General features: G+C 69.9%; 15 protein-coding genes (1 of these 15 running past the window's edge). 4 read left to right on the forward strand and 11 right to left on the reverse strand.

The genetic code is table 11. The annotated features are described in order from the left end of the window. The 3 genes from OG207_RS13035 to thyX all read right to left on the reverse strand — a co-directional run. Window positions 1-1,296 carry the 5' portion of a ribonuclease J gene (locus OG207_RS13035; RefSeq protein WP_329098756.1) on the reverse strand. Its footprint begins 390 nt before the window's first position, so only the first 1,296 of its 1,686 coding nucleotides appear in the window; it begins with the start codon at window positions 1,294-1,296; its stop codon lies off the left edge, out of view. Window positions 1,297-1,420: 124 nt separating this feature from the next. Next, window positions 1,421-2,320, reverse strand: coding sequence for a 4-hydroxy-tetrahydrodipicolinate synthase (gene dapA / locus OG207_RS13040; protein WP_329098757.1), 900 nt, complete (start codon window positions 2,318-2,320; stop codon window positions 1,421-1,423). A 200-nt stretch (window positions 2,321-2,520) separates the two neighbouring features. Next, window positions 2,521-3,261 carry an FAD-dependent thymidylate synthase gene (gene thyX / locus OG207_RS13045; RefSeq protein ID WP_329098758.1) on the reverse strand — a complete coding sequence of 247 codons (741 nt, stop codon included), beginning with the start codon at window positions 3,259-3,261 and terminating at the stop codon, window positions 2,521-2,523. Window positions 3,262-3,472: 211 nt separating this feature from the next. On the opposite strand from thyX, the gene OG207_RS13050 reads away from it, so the two are divergent. Continuing rightward, a complete protein-coding gene (locus tag OG207_RS13050) occupies window positions 3,473-3,712 on the forward strand; it encodes a hypothetical protein (RefSeq protein WP_329098759.1) in 240 nt (79 codons plus the stop codon). A 48-nt stretch (window positions 3,713-3,760) separates the two neighbouring features. Continuing rightward, window positions 3,761-4,333: a hypothetical protein gene (locus tag OG207_RS13055; RefSeq protein ID WP_402695023.1), complete on the forward strand. Its 573-nt coding sequence runs from the start codon at window positions 3,761-3,763 to the stop codon at window positions 4,331-4,333. A 33-nt stretch (window positions 4,334-4,366) separates the two neighbouring features. Here the strand turns inward: OG207_RS13055 and OG207_RS13060 are convergent, their stop codons facing one another. The 6 genes from OG207_RS13060 to eccD form a co-directional block, all read right to left on the reverse strand. After that, window positions 4,367-4,819 (reverse strand): hypothetical protein, encoded by a 453-nt coding sequence (locus OG207_RS13060; RefSeq protein ID WP_329098760.1) that lies wholly within the window; start codon window positions 4,817-4,819, stop codon window positions 4,367-4,369. A 15-nt stretch (window positions 4,820-4,834) separates the two neighbouring features. Continuing rightward, window positions 4,835-5,587, reverse strand: coding sequence for a 4-hydroxy-tetrahydrodipicolinate reductase (dapB, locus tag OG207_RS13065; RefSeq protein WP_329098761.1), 753 nt, complete (start codon window positions 5,585-5,587; stop codon window positions 4,835-4,837). Between the two features lie 25 nt (window positions 5,588-5,612). Then, on the reverse strand, window positions 5,613-6,992 hold the full coding sequence (locus OG207_RS13070; protein WP_329098762.1) for a M16 family metallopeptidase: 1,380 nt from the start codon (window positions 6,990-6,992) through the stop codon (window positions 5,613-5,615). Then, window positions 6,989-9,211, reverse strand: coding sequence for a polyribonucleotide nucleotidyltransferase (locus tag OG207_RS13075; protein WP_329107595.1), 2,223 nt, complete (start codon window positions 9,209-9,211; stop codon window positions 6,989-6,991). The genes OG207_RS13070 and OG207_RS13075 overlap by 4 nt, the downstream gene beginning before the upstream one ends. A 304-nt stretch (window positions 9,212-9,515) precedes the next feature. After that, window positions 9,516-9,803 carry a 30S ribosomal protein S15 gene (rpsO, locus tag OG207_RS13080; RefSeq protein WP_030011220.1) on the reverse strand — a complete coding sequence of 96 codons (288 nt, stop codon included), beginning with the start codon at window positions 9,801-9,803 and terminating at the stop codon, window positions 9,516-9,518. Window positions 9,804-9,988: 185 nt separating this feature from the next. Then, window positions 9,989-11,497: a type VII secretion integral membrane protein EccD gene (gene eccD, locus OG207_RS13085; protein WP_329098763.1), complete on the reverse strand. Its 1,509-nt coding sequence runs from the start codon at window positions 11,495-11,497 to the stop codon at window positions 9,989-9,991. A gap of 197 nt (window positions 11,498-11,694) precedes the next feature. On the opposite strand from eccD, the gene eccCa reads away from it, so the two are divergent. Together eccCa and OG207_RS13095 are read left to right on the forward strand one after the other, a co-directional pair. Further along, the gene (eccCa, locus tag OG207_RS13090) at window positions 11,695-15,651 is read left to right on the forward strand and encodes a type VII secretion protein EccCa (protein WP_329098764.1); all 3,957 of its coding nucleotides are present in this window, start codon (window positions 11,695-11,697) and stop codon (window positions 15,649-15,651) included. Between the two features lie 166 nt (window positions 15,652-15,817). Further along, complete coding sequence (locus OG207_RS13095) at window positions 15,818-16,066, forward strand: DUF397 domain-containing protein (protein WP_329098765.1); 249 nt, start codon at window positions 15,818-15,820, stop codon at window positions 16,064-16,066. Window positions 16,067-16,147: 81 nt separating this feature from the next. Here OG207_RS13095 and OG207_RS13100 read toward each other — a convergent pair whose 3' ends face one another. Both OG207_RS13100 and OG207_RS13105 read right to left on the reverse strand, forming a co-directional pair. Further along, on the reverse strand, window positions 16,148-16,453 hold the full coding sequence (locus OG207_RS13100; RefSeq protein WP_030009524.1) for a WXG100 family type VII secretion target: 306 nt from the start codon (window positions 16,451-16,453) through the stop codon (window positions 16,148-16,150). Window positions 16,454-16,497: 44 nt separating this feature from the next. Next, window positions 16,498-16,836, reverse strand: coding sequence for a WXG100 family type VII secretion target (locus tag OG207_RS13105; protein ID WP_329098766.1), 339 nt, complete (start codon window positions 16,834-16,836; stop codon window positions 16,498-16,500). Window positions 16,837-17,047: the final 211 nt, after the last annotated feature.

Raw genomic sequence — 17,047 nt, forward strand, 5'->3', positions numbered from 1 at the left:
GTCGACGACCACGCCGTCCTCGGCGATGACGATGCGGTCCTTCGGGACGCCCGTCATGGCACCGAGCTCGGCGTTGGCGCGCAGGTGGCGCCATTCGCCGTGGACCGGCATCAGGTTCCGCGGCTTGCAGATGTTGTAGAAGTACAGCAGCTCGCCGGCCGAGGCGTGGCCCGAGACGTGCACCTTGGCGTTGCCCTTGTGAACCACGTTGGCGCCCCAGCGGGTCAGGCCGTTGATCACGCGGTAGACCGCGTTCTCGTTGCCCGGGATCAGGGACGACGCCAGGATCACGGTGTCCCCGGGGACGATCCGGATCTGGTGGTCGCGGTTGGCCATGCGGGACAGGGCCGCCATCGGCTCGCCCTGGGAGCCCGTACAGACCAGCACGACCTCGTCGTCCGGCAGGTCGTCGAGGGTCTTGACGTCGACGATGAGACCGGCCGGGACCTTCAGGTAGCCGAGGTCACGGGCGATGCCCATGTTGCGGACCATCGAGCGGCCGACGAAGGCGACCCGGCGGCCGTACTCGTGGGCGGCGTCGAGGATCTGCTGGATGCGGTGCACGTGGCTGGCGAAGGACGCCACGATGATCCGCTTCTGGGCACCCGCGAAGACCCCGCGGATGGCGTTGGAGATGTCGCGCTCGGGCGGGACGAAGCCCGGGACCTCGGCGTTCGTGGAGTCGGAGAGGAGAAGGTCGATGCCCTCTTCGCTCAGACGCGCGAAGGCGTGCAGGTCGGTGAGGCGGTTGTCCAGCGGGAGCTGGTCCATCTTGAAGTCGCCGGTGGCGACGACCATGCCGGCGCCGGTACGGATGGCCACGGCCAGGGCGTCCGGGATGGAGTGGTTGACCGCGATGAACTCGCAGTCGAAGGGGCCGAGGGCCTCGCGCTCGCCTTCCTTCACCTCAAGGGTGTAGGGGCGGATGCGGTGCTCCTGGAGCTTCGCCTCGATGAGGGCCAGCGTCAGCTTGGAGCCGATCAGCGGGATGTCCGCCTTCTCCCGGAGGAGGTAGGGGACGGCGCCGATGTGGTCCTCGTGGCCGTGCGTCAGGACGATGCCGTCGATGTCGTCGAGGCGGTCCCGGATGGAGCTGAAGTCCGGCAGGATCAGGTCGATGCCCGGCTGTTCCTCCTCGGGGAAGAGGACGCCGCAGTCGACGATCAGCAGACGGCCGTCGTACTCGAAGACGGTCATGTTGCGGCCGATCTCGCCGAGGCCACCCAGGGGGGTGACCCTGAGGCCGCCCTTGGGCAGCTTCGGCGGCGGACCGAGTTCCGGATGCGGATGGCTCAAAAGTCTCTCCTCACCACGCACGCCACGTACCCCGGAAGGCACGTGGCGCGCATGTCATTCGTGCACTTGCTGTTGTCAGTTCTGTATGTGGTTGTTCGTGCTTATTGAGTTGTGAAGTCTGTTGTCAGAGCTGTACCCCGCCGGCGGCAAGATCGATCTTGAGCTGGGCCGTCTCTTCGGCGGTCAGCTCGATCAGCGGGAGCCGCAGCGGGCCCGCGGGCAGACCCTGCAGGTTCAGCGCGCCCTTGGTGGTCATCACACCCTGGGTACGGAACATGCCGGTGAAGACCGGGAGCAGCTTCTGGTGGATCTCGGTCGCCTTCTGGACGTCTCCGCCCAGGTGCGCCTCCAGCATGGCGCGCAGCTCGGGGGTGACCACGTGGCCGACCACGGAGACGAATCCGACCGCGCCGACCGACAGGAGCGGCAGGTTCAGCATGTCGTCGCCCGAGTACCAGGCCAGGCCGCTCTGCGCGATGGCCCAGCTTGCACGGCCGAGGTCGCCCTTGGCGTCCTTGTTGGCAACGATACGGGGGTGCTCGGCCAGCCGGACCAAGGTTTCGGTGTCGATCGGGACACCGCTGCGGCCGGGAATGTCGTAGAGCATGACCGGCAGCTCGGTGGCGTCGGCGATCGCCGTGAAGTGCCGGAAGAGGCCTTCCTGCGGTGGCTTGCTGTAGTACGGGGTGACGGCGAGCAGGCCGTGCGCCCCGGTGCGCTCGGCCTGGCGGGCCAGCTCGAGGGTGTGGCGGGTGTCGTTGGTACCGATGCCGGCGACCACGTGGGCGCGGTCCCCGACGGCTTCGAGGACGGCTCGTACGAGGTCGTTTTTCTCCGCGTCGGTGGTGGTCGGCGACTCACCGGTGGTGCCGTTGATGATCAGGCCGTCGTTGCCTGCGTCCACCAGGTGGACGGCGAGCCGCTGCGCGCCGTCGAGGTCGAGTACGCCATCCGCCGTAAACGGCGTGATCATGGCGGTGAGGACCCGCCCGAAGGGGGTCTGCGGAGTCGAGATCGGAGCCATGGGTAACACGCTACTCGCTGCCATGCTCGCGGTGTCCCCTCGGGGGACGTCAACGGGGTGTTGGACGCCGGCACTGCCTGCTCGGGGGTTCAAGCAGTGCCGGGTCCGTTTGATCAGCCTAGATGAAGTTTACGAAACGTCGCAATACGGACACTTAGGACTTAACGCCGTGCATCTGTGCGCCGCCGGTGTACCGCGCCTTACGGGGCAACGCGACCGTTGCCGTTGTAGGCGGCGTACGTCAGCGGCATGAGCTTCGCCCAGTGCTGCTCCATCTTCTCGCCGACCATCTCGATCTCCCGCTGCGGGAAGGACGGGACCGCCGCGAGCTCGTGCTGCGTGCGCAGACCGAGGAAGTGCATCAGCGAGCGCGCGTTGCAGGTGGCGTACATCGAGGAGAAAAGACCGACCGGCAGGACCGAACGGGCAACCTCGCGGGCCACGCCCGCGGCGAGCATCTCCCGGTAGGCCTCGTAGGCCTGCACGTAGGAGTCCTCCATGACGCGGCCGGTCAGTTCCTGCTGCGCCCGGGTGCCCTCGACGAAGACGTACTTGCCCGGGCGGCCCTCCTGGACCAGCTTGCGCTCGGCGTCCGGGACGTAGAAGACCGGTTCGAGCTCCCTGTAGCGGCCCGACTCCTCGTTGTACGACCAGCCCACGCGGTGGCGCATGAACTCGCGGAAGACGAAGATCGGGGCGCTGATGAAGAAGGTCATCGAGTTGTGCTCGAACGGGCTGCCGTGGCGGTCGCGCATCAGGTAGTTGATGAGGCCCTTGGAACGCTCCGGGTCCTTCTGCAGCTCCTCCAGCGACTGCTCGCCGGCCGTGGAGACGCGAGCGGCCCACAGTACGTCGGAGTCGGCGGCGGAGTGCTTCACCAGCTCCACCGTCACCTCACTGCGGAAGCTGGGTTTCAGATCTGAAGCGGCGGTTTCGCTCACCGGGGGTCCTTCCAAACGTGCGTCCTGGGGCGCGCCCACTCTACGGCGCCCCCCGCACGGCCGACGCAGACGCACGCGGCGCAGGGGCGTCGTACGCCTGACGCACAGCCATGAATCTTTCCTAATGTCCCGAAATCCGGCACCCATTGACGGGCCCGTACGTCTTACCTACGAGAACGCACGCCCCTCCACCCCGAGGAGATTCACTCTGATGTTCCTCCGGCGCGAACCCGTCCCGTTCGCCTTCATCTCAGAAGCCGACCGATTCCGAAGCAACGTCACTCCGCCGCCGCGCGAGCGTCTGGGCAGGACGCAGTTGATCGCCCGTACTCTGGTCGGACTGACCGTGGTTGCGGGGCTCGCCGGCTCACTGCTCCTCGGCATGCCCGCACTGCAGCCGAGCAAGGCGCCGGAGAAGTCGCAGCAGTCGGAGGCGTCCCAGGGGCGGTAGCCTCACGGGCACAGCCCAACCGAACATGCATGTGAGTGAGGTCCAGCCGTGCCCCTGCCCTTCTTGACGGCCGACGGCGTATCCGATGTGGACGACGGCGACGGTGACGGCGACGAGATCCTGGCCCATGCCGACCAGGACCGCTGGCGCCGGCCCTACCGCCCCGGCCCCTGGCGCGTGGGCATCGGCGCGCTACTGCTCCTGCTGTCGGCCTTCATGTTGCTGGCCACGATGATCGTCGCCTTCGCGGGCGGCTGGGGCGGAGCCCTCGTCTGCCTGATCGCCGCCCTCGCGGTCGTCGGATCGGCGGTGCAGACCCTGCGCATCGGCGTATGGGTGAGCCCCGCGGGACTGCGCCGGGTGGGGTTCTTCGTGACCCGCACCACCGCCTGGAGCGAGATCGGAGAGCTCCGTACGGTGCAGCAGCCGGTGCGCTGGCTCGGGCTGCCGAGGACCGTGCAGGGTCAGGCCCTGACGATGGGCGCCCGGGACGGCGCGGAGGCGCCGGTGCTGCTGACGGACCACAACGCCGACTTCCTGTCGCGGACCGAGGCCTTCGACCGGGCCGCCGACACGGTGGGCGCCTGGGCCGACGAGTACCGGCCCGTGGTGGCCGCCTGACCGGCCCGAACCGCCCCCGGAGGCCCGTACAGGTCAGACCTGTACGGGCTTCTTGTCGTGCAGGGCGATCGCCCTCTGCATCGCCTTGCGCGCCCGAGGGGTGTCCCGGGCGTCGTGGTAGGCGACGGCGAGCCGGAACCAGCTGCGCCAGTCCCCCGGCGCGTCCTCGGTCTCGGCCTTGCGGCGCGCGAAGACCTCGTCGGCGGAGTCCCGCAGGATCCGCCCGTACGCGTCCCGTTCCAACTCGTCGACGGGCAGTCCGCCCTCGGCCTCCAGCTCGGTCGCGAGGTGGTTGGCCCGCGTGACGAACCGGGTGTTCTGCCAGAGGAACCAGACACCGATGACCGGCAGGATCAGCACGGCCACCCCGAAGGTGACCGTGAGCAGGGTCCCGTGCTCGATCAGCATCAGGCCCCGGCTGCCGACCAGAACGAAGTAGACCACCAGGACGGCGGCCGTGAGGAAGTACGTGATCTTCGCGCGCATCGTGAAATCAGTCCGTCAGCCCAGGTCGAGGAAGTGTTCCAGGCCGAAGGTGAGGCCCGGGGTCTGCGCCACGCGGCGCGCACCGAGCAGGATGCCCGGCATGAAGCTGCTGTGGTGCAGGGAATCGTGACGGATGGTCAGGGTTTCGCCCTCGCCGCCGAGGAGCACCTCCTGGTGGGCCAGCAGCCCGCGCAGGCGGACGGCGTGCACCGGGACGCCGTCGACGTCGGCGCCGCGCGCTCCGTCGAGGGCGGTGGCGGTGGCGTCGGGCTGCGCGCCGAGGCCGGCCTCGGCGCGGGCGGCCGCGATGAGCTGCGCCGTCCGGGTCGCCGTGCCGGAGGGGGCGTCCACCTTGTTGGGGTGGTGCAGCTCGACGACCTCGACGGACTCGAAGTAGCGGGCGGCCTGGGCGGCGAACTTCATGGTGAGGACGGCGCCGATAGAGAAGTTCGGGGCGATGAGCACACCGGTCTGCGGCGAACCGTCGAGCCAGGAGCCCAGCTGCGCGAGGCGGTCCTCGGTCCAGCCGGTGGTGCCGACCACTCCGTGGATGCCGTGACGGATGAGGAAGTCCAGGTTCCCCATCACCGATGCCGGGGTGGTCAGCTCGACCGCGACCTGGGCGCCGGCCTCGGCCAGCGTCTCCAGCTTGTCGCCGCGGCCGAGCGCCGCGACCAGTTCCATGTCCTCGGCGGCCTCGACCGCCTTGACGGCCTCGGCGCCGATGCGACCCTGGGCGCCGAGGACTGCCACGCGCAGCTTGCTCATATTGCTTCCTTACTCACGTACGGAACTAGGCGACCGCTTCGTCGAGACGGGCGGCCTGCTTCTCCTTCAGCGGGCCGATCACCGCGAGCGAGGGCCGCTGTGCCAGTACATCCTGTGCCACCGAGCGGATGTCGTCCGGGGTCACGGCGGCGATCCGGGCCAGCATGTCGTCGACCGACATCTGGTCGCCCCAGCACAGCTCGCTCTTGCCGATGCGGTTCATGATCGCGCCGGTGTCCTCCAGGCCGAGGACGGTGGATCCGGAGAGCTGGCCGATGGCCCGCTTGATCTCGTCGTCCGCGAGCCCCTCCGTCGCGACCTTGTCGAGCTCGTCGCGGCAGATCCGGAGCACGTCGTGCACCTGGTTGGGGCGGCAGCCCGCGTACACGCCGAAGAGGCCGGTGTCGGCGAAGCCGGAGGTGTACGAGTACACGCTGTAGGCGAGGCCGCGCTTCTCCCGGACCTCCTGGAAGAGTCGCGAGGACATGCCGCCGCCGAGGGCGGTGTTCAGCACGCCCAGCGCCCAGCGGCGCTCGTCGGTCCGGGCGAGCCCCGGCATGCCGAGGACCACGTGGGCCTGCTCGGTCCTGCGGTTCACCAGGTCGACGCGGCCGGCGGTGCGGATGCGCTTCGTCCCGGAGCGCGGGCCGATCGGTTCGGCGTCGGTGCGGGTCAGCGCGCCGGCCTTCTCGAAAGCGGCACGGACCTGGCGCACGACCTTGTTGTGGTCGACGTTGCCGGCAGCAGCCACGACCAGGTGCGTCGGGTCGTAGTGCTTCTTGTAGAAGCGGCGGATCCGGTCGGCGCCGAGCGCGTTGATCGTGTCGACGGTGCCGAGGACCGGACGTCCCAGGGGGGTGTCCCCGTACATGGTCTGCGCGAACAGGTCGTGCACCATGTCGCCCGGGTCGTCCTCGGTCATCGCGATCTCTTCGAGGATGACGCCGCGCTCGGCGTCCACGTCCTCCTCGCGGATCAGCGAGCCGGTGAGCATGTCGCAGACCACGTCGATGGCCAGCGGCAGGTCGGTGTCGAGCACCCGGGCGTAGTAGCAGGTGTACTCCTTCGCTGTGAAGGCGTTCATCTCGCCGCCGACCGCGTCGATCGCGGAGGAGATGTCGAGGGCACTGCGCTGGTGCGTGCCCTTGAAGAGGAGATGCTCCAGGTAGTGCGTGGCGCCGTTCAGGGTGGGCGTCTCGTCACGGGAGCCGACGTGCGCCCAGATGCCGAACGTGGCGGAGCGGACGGAGGGCAGCGTCTCGGTGACGATGCGCAGTCCGCCGGGCAGCACGGTGCGCCGGACGGTGCCGATGCCGTTGCTGCCCTTGAGGAGGGTTTGGGTACGGGCGACGGCCCGCCCCTCCGAAGAGGGGCGGGCCGTCACACGGGAACTACGCGACATCACTTGTCGGAGTCGTCCTTGTCAGCGTCGTCACCGGCGGTCTCGCCGTCGATCACGGGGACCAGCGAGAGCTTGCCGCGCTGGTCGATCTCGGCGATCTCGACCTGGACCTTGGTACCGACCGCGAGCACGTCCTCGACGTTCTCCACGCGCTTGCCACCGGCGAGCTTGCGGATCTGCGAGATGTGCAGCAGGCCGTCCTTGCCGGGCATGAGGGAGACGAAGGCACCGAAGGTGGTGGTCTTGACGACCGTACCCAGGTAGCGCTCGCCGACCTCCGGCATGGTCGGGTTGGCGATCGAGTTGATCGTGGCGCGGGCGGCCTCGGCGGCCGGGCCGTCGGAGGCACCGATGTAGATGGTGCCGTCGTCCTCGATCGTGATCTCGGCGCCGGTGTCCTCCTGGATCTGGTTGATCATCTTGCCCTTGGGCCCGATGACCTCACCGATCTTGTCCACCGGGATCTTGACGGTGATGATCCGGGGGGCGAACGGGGACATGGCGTCCGGCGTGTCGATCGCTTCCATCATCACGTCGAGGATGTGGAGGCGGGCGTCGCGGGCCTGCTTGAGGGCCGCGGCCAGGACGGAGGCCGGGATGCCGTCCAGCTTGGTGTCGAGCTGGAGGGCGGTGACGAACTCCTTGGTGCCGGCGACCTTGAAGTCCATGTCGCCGAAGGCGTCCTCCGCACCGAGGATGTCGGTGAGGGCGACGTAGTGCGTCTTGCCGTCGATCTCCTGGGAGATCAGGCCCATGGCGATACCGGCGACGGGGGCCTTGAGGGGCACACCGGCGTTCAGCAGCGACATGGTGGAGGCGCAGACCGAGCCCATGGACGTCGAACCGTTGGAGCCGAGGGCCTCGGACACCTGACGGATCGCGTACGGGAACTCCTCGCGGGTCGGGAGGACCGGCACGATCGCGCGCTCGGCGAGCGCGCCGTGGCCGATCTCGCGGCGCTTCGGCGAACCGACGCGGCCGGTCTCACCGACGGAGTACGGCGGGAAGTTGTAGTTGTGCATGTAGCGCTTGCGGGTCACCGGGGAGAGGGTGTCCAGCTGCTGCTCCATGCGGAGCATGTTGAGGGTGGTGACGCCCAGGATCTGGGTCTCGCCACGCTCGAACAGCGCCGAGCCGTGCACGCGCGGGATGGCCTCGACCTCGGCGGCGAGGGTACGGATGTCCGTGATCCCGCGGCCGTCGATGCGGACCTTGTCCTTGATGACGCGCTCGCGCACCAGGGCCTTGGTCAGGCTGCGGTAGGCGGCGGAGATCTCCTTCTCGCGGCCTTCGAAGGCCGGGAGGAGCTTCTCGGCGGCGATCTCCTTGACGCGGTCCAGCTCGGCCTCGCGGTCCTGCTTGCCCGCGATGGTCAGCGCCTGGGAGAGCTCGCCCTTGACGGCGGCCGCGAGGGCCTCGTACACGTCGTCCTGGTAGTCCAGGAAGACCGGGAACTCGCCCTCGGGCTTGGCGGCCTTGGCGGCCAGGTCCGACTGGGCCTTGCAGAGGACCTTGATGAAGGGCTTCGCGGCGTCCAGACCGGCGGCGACGATCTCCTCGGTCGGCGCCTCGGCGCCGCCCTTGACGAGGGCGATGGTCTTCTCGGTGGCCTCGGCCTCGACCATCATGATCGCGACGTCGCCGTCCTCGAGGGTGCGACCCGCGACGACCATGTCGAAGACGGCGTCCTCGAGCTCGGTGTGCGTCGGGAACGCGACCCACTGGCCGCGGATCAGCGCGACGCGGACGCCGCCGATCGGGCCGGAGAAGGGCAGGCCGGCCAGCTGGGTGGACGCGGAAGCGGCGTTGATCGCCACGACGTCGTACAGGTGGTCGGGGTTGAGGGCCATGACCGTCGCGACGACCTGGATCTCGTTACGCAGGCCCTTCTTGAAGGACGGGCGCAGCGGGCGGTCGATCAGGCGGCAGGTGAGGATCGCGTCCTCGGAGGGGCGGCCCTCACGGCGGAAGAAGGAGCCGGGGATCTTGCCGGCCGCGTACTGCCGCTCCTCGACGTCCACCGTCAGGGGGAAGAAGTCGAGCTGGTCCTTGGGCTTCTTCGACGCGGTGGTGGCGGACAGCACCATCGTGTCGTCGTCCAGGTAGGCAACGGCGGAGCCGGCGGCCTGGCGGGCCAGGCGGCCCGTCTCGAAGCGGATGGTGCGGGTGCCGAAGGAACCGTTGTCAATGACGGCCTCGGCGTAGTGGGTCTCGTTCTCCACTAGCGTTTTCTCCATTTTCGTCGTCTCCGTCCGCCGCCCGTGTGGCGGTGGACGGTTGCGGAGAAGCGCTCCTGGCGTGCGGGCCGGTCTTCGATCGAAGCACCCGGTTCGTTGCCCTTGGGGGCATTCCGGGTGCCACTACCGAGGACCGGCGGCGTGGGAGGGCGCTCCTCCTCTTCAGTTGTGCGCGTCTTCCTCAGACGCGCACGTGCGTCCGTTCCAGACTACAAAGGGTCCGGTCCGTCCCGCACGTACAGCAAAGGGAGCGGCCCCCGGATGTGGGAACCGCTCCCTTCACAGCGCTTTACTTGGCGCCGGCCGCACCGCGGCGGATGCCGAGGCGCTCGACCAGCGTACGGAAGCGCTGGATGTCCTTCTTGGCCAGGTACTGCAGCAGGCGGCGACGCTGGCCGACCAGGATCAGCAGACCACGACGGGAGTGGTGGTCGTGCTTGTGCGTCTTGAGGTGCTCGGTCAGGTCCGAGATGCGGCGGGAGAGCATCGCAACCTGGACCTCGGGGGAGCCGGTGTCGCCCTCCTTGGCACCGAACTCGGTGATGATCTGCTTCTTCGTAGCGGCGTCGAGCGGCACGCGTACTCCTCGTTTTAGGTCTTCGTTGCCACCGAGTGCCCCAGGTCTGAGTCTCTGGGGAGCTTCCGTTACTCGGGAGGCGGGGTCCGCTGAGCGCAGTCCGTAGACCCTCTCGTCGAGGAATCCGGGGGACGCGTACACAAACGGCCGTCACACAGCGTACCAGGCCGCCGCTCCGCCACGTCTCAGCTGGTGAGAGACCTGGCGCGGGAGTACACGTCCAGCACGGCCAGGGTGAGCGGCACGAGGCTGAGCAGGACCGCCGCCTCGGTGAGGTCGAGCAGCCGCCCCCAGAAGGGTGACAGACCCTTGCGGGGAATGACCAGCGCAATTCCGGCGAGGAGTGCCGCGCCGGCCGCGACGGCGGCGGTCAGCCAGATGGTACGGAGGTCCAGGCCGCTGCTGTCGTGCTCCCGCAGGAGCGCTTCGAGCAGGTCGGTCGGCGGGTGCAGGGCCATGCCCAGGATCAGCAGCGCGATGGCGACGAGGCCCGCGGTCAGGGCGCAGACCACCTGGGAGGTGTAACGGAAGAGGCGGGCGCGCAGCAGCATGGCGAGGCCGGTGGCGAGTGCCAGCAGGCGGCCCCAGGTGTTCTCGGAGAAGCCGAGGACGGCAGCGGCGCCGACGGCGACCGCGGCGCAGCCGCCGACCAGGCCGAGCAGCATCTCGTGGCCGCGGCGGGCCTGGGCGGCGATGGCCTCGGCGTCGAGCGGGGCGGCGCCCGGCTCGTGCTGGTCGGAGCCGGGCTGCTCACCGTACGGCTCGGTCTCGTAGCGGTCCGGGGTCTCGTAATCCTCGGTGGCGCTCTGCGGGGCGGCGTAGCCGATGGGCAGGCGGGCGAAGCGGGCGGAGAGGCCGGGGAGGAAGGCGACGAGGCCGATGGCGACGGGGGCGCAGACGGCGGCAGTGTGAGTGGCGGAGGCCTCGGTGGCGATGGCCACGAAGGTGGCGAGGGTTCCGGTGGCGGCGACGAAGGTGGCCGCGACGAAGGGGGCGTCGCCGCTGGGGGTGAGCGCGACCAGGGCGACGGAGGCGATCAGGGCGCAGACGCAGCCGAGCAGGAACTGCAGGCGCCCCGGTCCCTGGCCGACGGCCGGGGCGATGATCCCGGAGCCGGCGATCATCAGGTGCGGGAGGGCGCCGAGGCCGAGGGCGACGGCGGAGAGGCGGTCGCCGTAGACGCGGGCGCGCACTCCGGCGACGGCGGTGAGCAGGATGCCGACGGCGCCCGCGATGATCCCGGGCAGGCCGTGCATGTCGTGGCGCAGCGGGTCGGCGTACCAGAGGACGAAGCCCAGCATGACGAGCAGCACGGCGGCGCCGGCCAGGCCCGCGCCGCGCAGCATGTCGTCGCTCCAGCGGTGCCGGTCGCGGACGACGGCGGAGGCGACGGCGTCGGACACGTCGTCGAACACGGCCGGCGGCAGGGATTCGGCGAAGGGGCGCAGGCTCAGCACCTCGCCGTCGAGGACCTGCTGGCCGGCGAGGGTCCGGGCGCCGTCGAGGACGGTGCCGGAGCGGCGTACGAGGTGGAAGCCGGTCGGGGCGCCCACCGGCTGGGTCTGGCCGGTGAGGCGCAGCAGCTCGGGGTAGACGTCGGCGACGGCGATGTCCTCGGGGAGGGCGACGTCGATGCGACTGTCGGGAGCCACGACGGTGACCCTGCAGAATCCCGTCGTCCCGGCCGTACTCACCTGTGTGACCCCCCTGGTTGGCGCCCGCACCGGCGGACTGATTCGCGGATGCGCATGCTGCGCGCGCCACCCTACCGGGCTAATGACCGACTGTCGGCAAGTAGGATCACCGTCGCGCGGGGGAGACCCCCTTCGCGCCCGGGACTTGGGGGCGCCGGTTGCGACGTCCCAGCCGTTTTCGAGGGATTGATGCTCCGGTGAGCCAGATCGTCGTCAAACGCCCGCCGCGGTCCCTGCCGCCCGAGGTTCCGGCGGAGGAGCTGCGGCTGGAGGCTCCGCCCGAACTTCCGCGCGGGCAGCAGGAGGGCATGTTGATGCAGCTCCTGCCGATGCTCGGCATGGGCTCCTCCGTCGTCTTCTTCTTCATGCCGGGCGCGGCCCCCTTCATGCGCATCATGGGTGTGCTGATGCTGACGTCGACGGTGGCCATGGTCGTCGCCCAGTTGGTGCGCCACCGGCGCGGTGCGCAGGGGCAAATGGCCGATGTGCGCCGGGACTACCTCAAATATCTGGCACAGACGCGTCGTCAGGTGCGCCGGACGGCGCGGGCGCAGCGGGACGCGCAACTGTATCTGCACCCGGCACCGGAGCAGTTGTGGTCGGTGGTGGCGGAGGGCTCCCGGCTGTGGGAGCGGCGGGTCGGCGACCAGGACTTCGGGCAGGCGCGGCTCGGGCTGGGCGCGCAGCGCCTGGCGACCCCGCTGGTGGCGCCGGACACCGCTCCGGTGGACGAGCTGGAGCCGCTGACCGCGGGCGCGATGCAGCGGTTCCTGAAGGTGCACTCCTCGCTGGACGGGCTGCCGATGGCGCTGTCGATCCGCGCCTTCTACCACGTGACGGTGTCCGGGGAGCCGGAGTCCGCGCGCAGTACCGCGCGGGCGATGGTGGCGCAGCTGGCGACGTTGCACTCCCCCGAGGACCTGATGGTGGCCGTGGTGGCGGCGCCGGGTGCGGTGCCCTCGTGGGACTGGACGAAGTGGCTGCCGCACGCGCAGGTCCCCGGGCAGGTCGACGGGGCCGGTACGAAGCGGCTGTTCGGCGATGACCTCGCCGAGCTGGAGGGGCTGCTGGCGTCCAGGTTGGAGGGCCGGCCGCGGTTCAGCCGCGAGGTGTCCCCGGTGCTGGACCAGCCGCACCTGGTGGTCGTGCTGGACGGTGGCATGGTGCCGCCGGACTCGGTGTTCGCGGCGGCCGAGGGCCTGCAGGGCGTCACCATCGTCGAGGTGGTCGCGGGCGAGCTGGACGAGCCGCGCGGCGGGCTGTCGGTCGTGGTGCGGCCGGGCCGGCTGCGTCTGGAGTCGGGCGCGGGGGTCGCGTACGAGGGCGTGCCGGACGCTTTGTCGCTCCCCGCGGCGGAGGCGCTGGCCCGGCAGTTGGCGCCGATGCGCACGGGCGGCGGGGACGACGACGAGCCGCTGCTGGCCAATCTGGACTTCACCGACCTGCTGAACCTGGGCGACGCGGCCGCGGTCGACGTCGCGCGGACCTGGCGGCCGAGGTCGGCCGGCGAGCGGTTGCGCGTGCCGATCGGTGTCGGTGAGGACGGCGCTCCGGTGATGCTGGACCTGAAGGAGGCCGCGCAGGAGGGCATGGGGCCGCACGGTCTGTGCGTGGGTGCGACCGGTTCCGGCAAGTCGGAGCTGTTGCGCACGCTGGTGCTGGGGCTCGCGGTCACGCACACGTCGGAGACCCTGAACTTCGTGCTCGCCGACTTCAAGGGCGGTGCGACCTTCACGGGCATGGGGCAGATGCCGCACGTCGCGGCGGTGATCACCAACCTGGCCGACGACCTCACGCTCGTGGACCGGATGGGCGACTCGATCCGCGGTGAGCTGCAGCGACGTCAGGAACTGCTGCGTTCGGCGGGCAACTACGCGAACATCCACGACTACGAGAAGGCCCGCGCGGCGGGTGCCCCGCTGGAGCCGCTGGCCTCGCTGGTGCTGGTCATCGACGAGTTCAGCGAGCTGCTGACGGCGAAGCCGGACTTCATCGACATGTTCATCCAGATCGGCCGCATCGGCCGTTCGCTGGGCGTGCACCTGCTGCTGGCCTCGCAGCGCCTGGAGGAGGGCAAGCTACGCGGGCTGGACACGTACTTGTCGTACCGGATCGGTCTGCGGACCTTCTCGGCGGCGGAGTCGCGGACGGCGATCGGCGTGCCGGACGCCTACCACCTGCCGTCGGTGCCGGGTTCGGGCTATCTGAAGTTCGGTACGGACGAGATGACCCGCTTCAAGGCGGCGTACGTCTCGGGCACCTACCGCTCGGGCGGGCCGGACCTGTCGGTGGGGCAGTTCCCGGTGGAGCGGCGGCCCGCGCTGTTCACGGCGGCCCCGGTGCCGGTGGTGTACGCGGCCCCGGATCCTGCGTACCTCGCGGCGCAGGCGCCGCGGGAGGACGACGCGCTGGCGGACACGGTGCTGGACGTGATCGTGAGCCGGCTGGAGGGGCAGGGGGTGCCGGCGCACCAGGTGTGGTTGCCGCCGCTCGACCAGGCGCCGCCGCTGGACCAGCTGCTGCCGGCGCTGGCGCCGAGCCCGGAGCGCGGGCTGCACGCGGACGGGTACACGCGGCCCGGCGGGCTCGTCGTGCCGCTCGGCCTCATCGACAAGCCGTTCGAGCAGCGGCGCGAGGTGCTGTACCGGGACTTCTCGGGTGCGGCGGGCCACATGATGGTGGTCGGCGGTCCGCAGTCGGGCAAGTCGACGCTGATGCGGACGCTGATCTCCTCGTTCGCGCTCACCCACACCCCGCGCGAGGTGCAGTTCTACGGGCTGGACTTCGGTGGTGGCAGCCTGTCGTCGATCGCCGAACTGCCGCACGTGGGCGGGATCGCCTCGCGCCTGGACCCGGAGCGGGTCCGGCGCACGGTCGCGGAGGTGGTGGGCATCCTCAACCGCCGCGAGGAGTTCTTCCGCTCGAACAACATCGACTCGATCGGTACCTACCGGCGCCGTCGGGCGGCCGGTGACCTGCCGCACGAGCCGTGGGGCGACGTGTTCCTGGTCGTCGACGGCTGGGGCAACTTCCGGGGCGAGTACGAGGGCCTGGAGCAGATCGTCACGGACATCGCCTCCCGCGGTCTGGGCTACGGCATCCACGTGGTGATCACCGCGGCGAGGTACATGGAGGTGCGGGCCGCGCTCAAGGACCAGATGCTCAGCCGGCTGGAGCTGCGCCTCGGCGACACGATGGACTCCGAGTTCGACCGCAAGGTCGCGGCGAACGTCCCCACGGGGATGCCCGGCCGCGGCCAGGTCGCGGAGAAGCTGCACTTCCTGGGCGCGCTGCCGCGGATCGACGGTTCGCACGAGGCCGCCGACCTGTCGGAGGCCACGACCTCCTTCGTGACCGCGGTGAAGGAGAGCTGGGCGGGGCAGGCGGCTCCCGGCGTACGGCTGCTGCCGCGGCTGCTCCGTTCCGACCAGCTGCCGAAGGGCGGGGAGTACCCCGGCCGCGGGATCGCGATCGGCATCGACGAGATCGACCTGGAGCCGGTGTTCGTCGACTTCGAGTCCGATCCCTTCCTCCTCGTCTTCGGTGAGAGCGAGTCGGGCAAGACGAACCTGCTGCGGCTCATCGCCAAGCAGATCTCCGAGCGCTACACGCCGGACCAGGCGCGTCTGGTCGTCGGCGACTACCGGCGGAGCCTGCTCGGGGCGCTGCCGGAGGAGCACCTGCTGGAGTACGCGCCGATGGCGAGCTCCCTGCAGATGCACATGGAGGCGCTGGGCGGGGTGTTCTCGCGGCGGCAGCCGCCGACCGACGTCACTCCGCAGCAGCTGCGCGACCGCAGTTGGTGGACGGGCCCGGACGTGTTCATCATCATCGACGACTTCGACCTGGTCTCCACGAGCCAGGGCAATCCGCTGGCGCCGCTGGTGGAGTTCCTGCCCTTCGCCCGCGACACGGGCGTCCGCTTCATCATCGCGCGCAACTCGGCGGGTGCCTCGCGTTCGCTGTACGAGCCGTTCATGCAGCGGATCAAGGAGCTGGGCGCGCAGGGTCTGGTGCTGTCCGGCGACCCGTCCGAGGGGGATCTGGTGGGCACGGTGCGGCCGCGTCCGATGCCGCCGGGCCGGGCCAGCTTCGTCTCGCGCAGGCGGGGGACGTCGCTGGTGCAGCTCGGCCGGATGCCGGGCGGCATGTGAGCCGTCCGTCCGCTGGCCGGCGGCATCGCCGCCGGCCACCGGAGGATCGGAACTTCGGGGCTTCGGGGCATCGGGGCATCGGGGCATCCGGGGAAAGCTGTCCCGGCCGGTGGCGCAACCCCGATAATCGGCCGTGAAGACCGCGTCACCGAGGGAAAGGCCGCCCATGGGCACCCAGCAGGAGAAGGACGAGCTGTACGCGCTCGACATCAGCGGTGTGGAGTGGGAAGGGCCGCCCGGGACCAGCCCCGACGAGGAGCGGGTCGAGATCGCCCGGCTCCCCGAGGGCGCGGTGGCCATGCGGTCCTCGCTGGACCGGGAGACGGTGCTGCGGTACACGGCCGCCGAGTGGGAGGCCTTCGTGCTCGGGGCCAGGGACGGCGAGTTCGACCTCGACCGTCCACAGCCTGAGTGAGGGTCCTGGAGCACACGTCGAAGGGGCGCGCCCGGTGCGGGCGCGCCCCTTCGGCACGTACGGACCCTCACGGGTCCCGGCTCAGTACGCCTCGGTGAACAGGCGCGAGGCCTTCACGTCGGTGGCGCGGTAGTCGCCCTTGCCGCGCTCGATCAGCTGGGCCACGTGCTCCAGCTGCTTCTGCATGCTGTCCGCCTTGCCCTTGTACTTCGTCTGCAGCTGGACGTACTGCTCGTGCGCGGTACCGTCCCAGGTGTCGGTGACGACCTTCAGGGCCGAGTCCATCTCCTCGAGGTCCTTGAGGATGTTCTTGGAGACGGTGCGGATGCGGTCCGCCATCTGCTGGACCGTCTCGTACCGGACCCGAGTGTGCCCGTCGTTAGCCATGTTCTTCTCCTTGTCGGTGCGGCCGGGTGGTGAAGGGCCCGATGTCAGACGCTGTTGAGGCCGGAGCTGTTGCCGGACTGGCTCTGAACGGCCTTGAACGCGGCGCGCACCTCGTCGTCCTGGGCGTTGCTGAGGTTCTTGGTCTGCGCCACGGCGTTGTGCAGGACGCCGAGCATCCGGCGGATCTCGTCGTGGTCCTCGTTGACCATGGTCTGCGCGGACGTGAAGCCCGAGGCACCCACACCGGTCCAGCCGGCGCTCACGGTGGCCAGGATGTCGGCCAGCTCGCGGGCCTGCGTGGTGACGGCGTTGGCCGTCTGCTCGATCTTGTTCTTCGCCTGGACGACCGGATCGTCTGCAAGTCCGAAGGTGTTCGTGCTCATCGAAGCTCCTCACTTCTCAATTCGCCGGCAGCACCGGCGGATTGCGCAGCGGAGCGGACGTGCCCGGCGCGGTTGTGAACCACGCGCCCGGGCCTTCCCCCTCCGCTTCACGCGATCCCCCGATCACACTCGTGAAGCCTGTTGCCACTCTAGCCAGTTCACTGCCCGCCCCCAACACCGGTGGGGCGCTTCCGTAGATGAACTGTGACCG

Source organism: Streptomyces sp. NBC_01439 (assembly GCF_036227605.1).
In the GTDB taxonomy this organism is placed as follows: Bacteria; Actinomycetota; Actinomycetes; order Streptomycetales; family Streptomycetaceae; genus Streptomyces.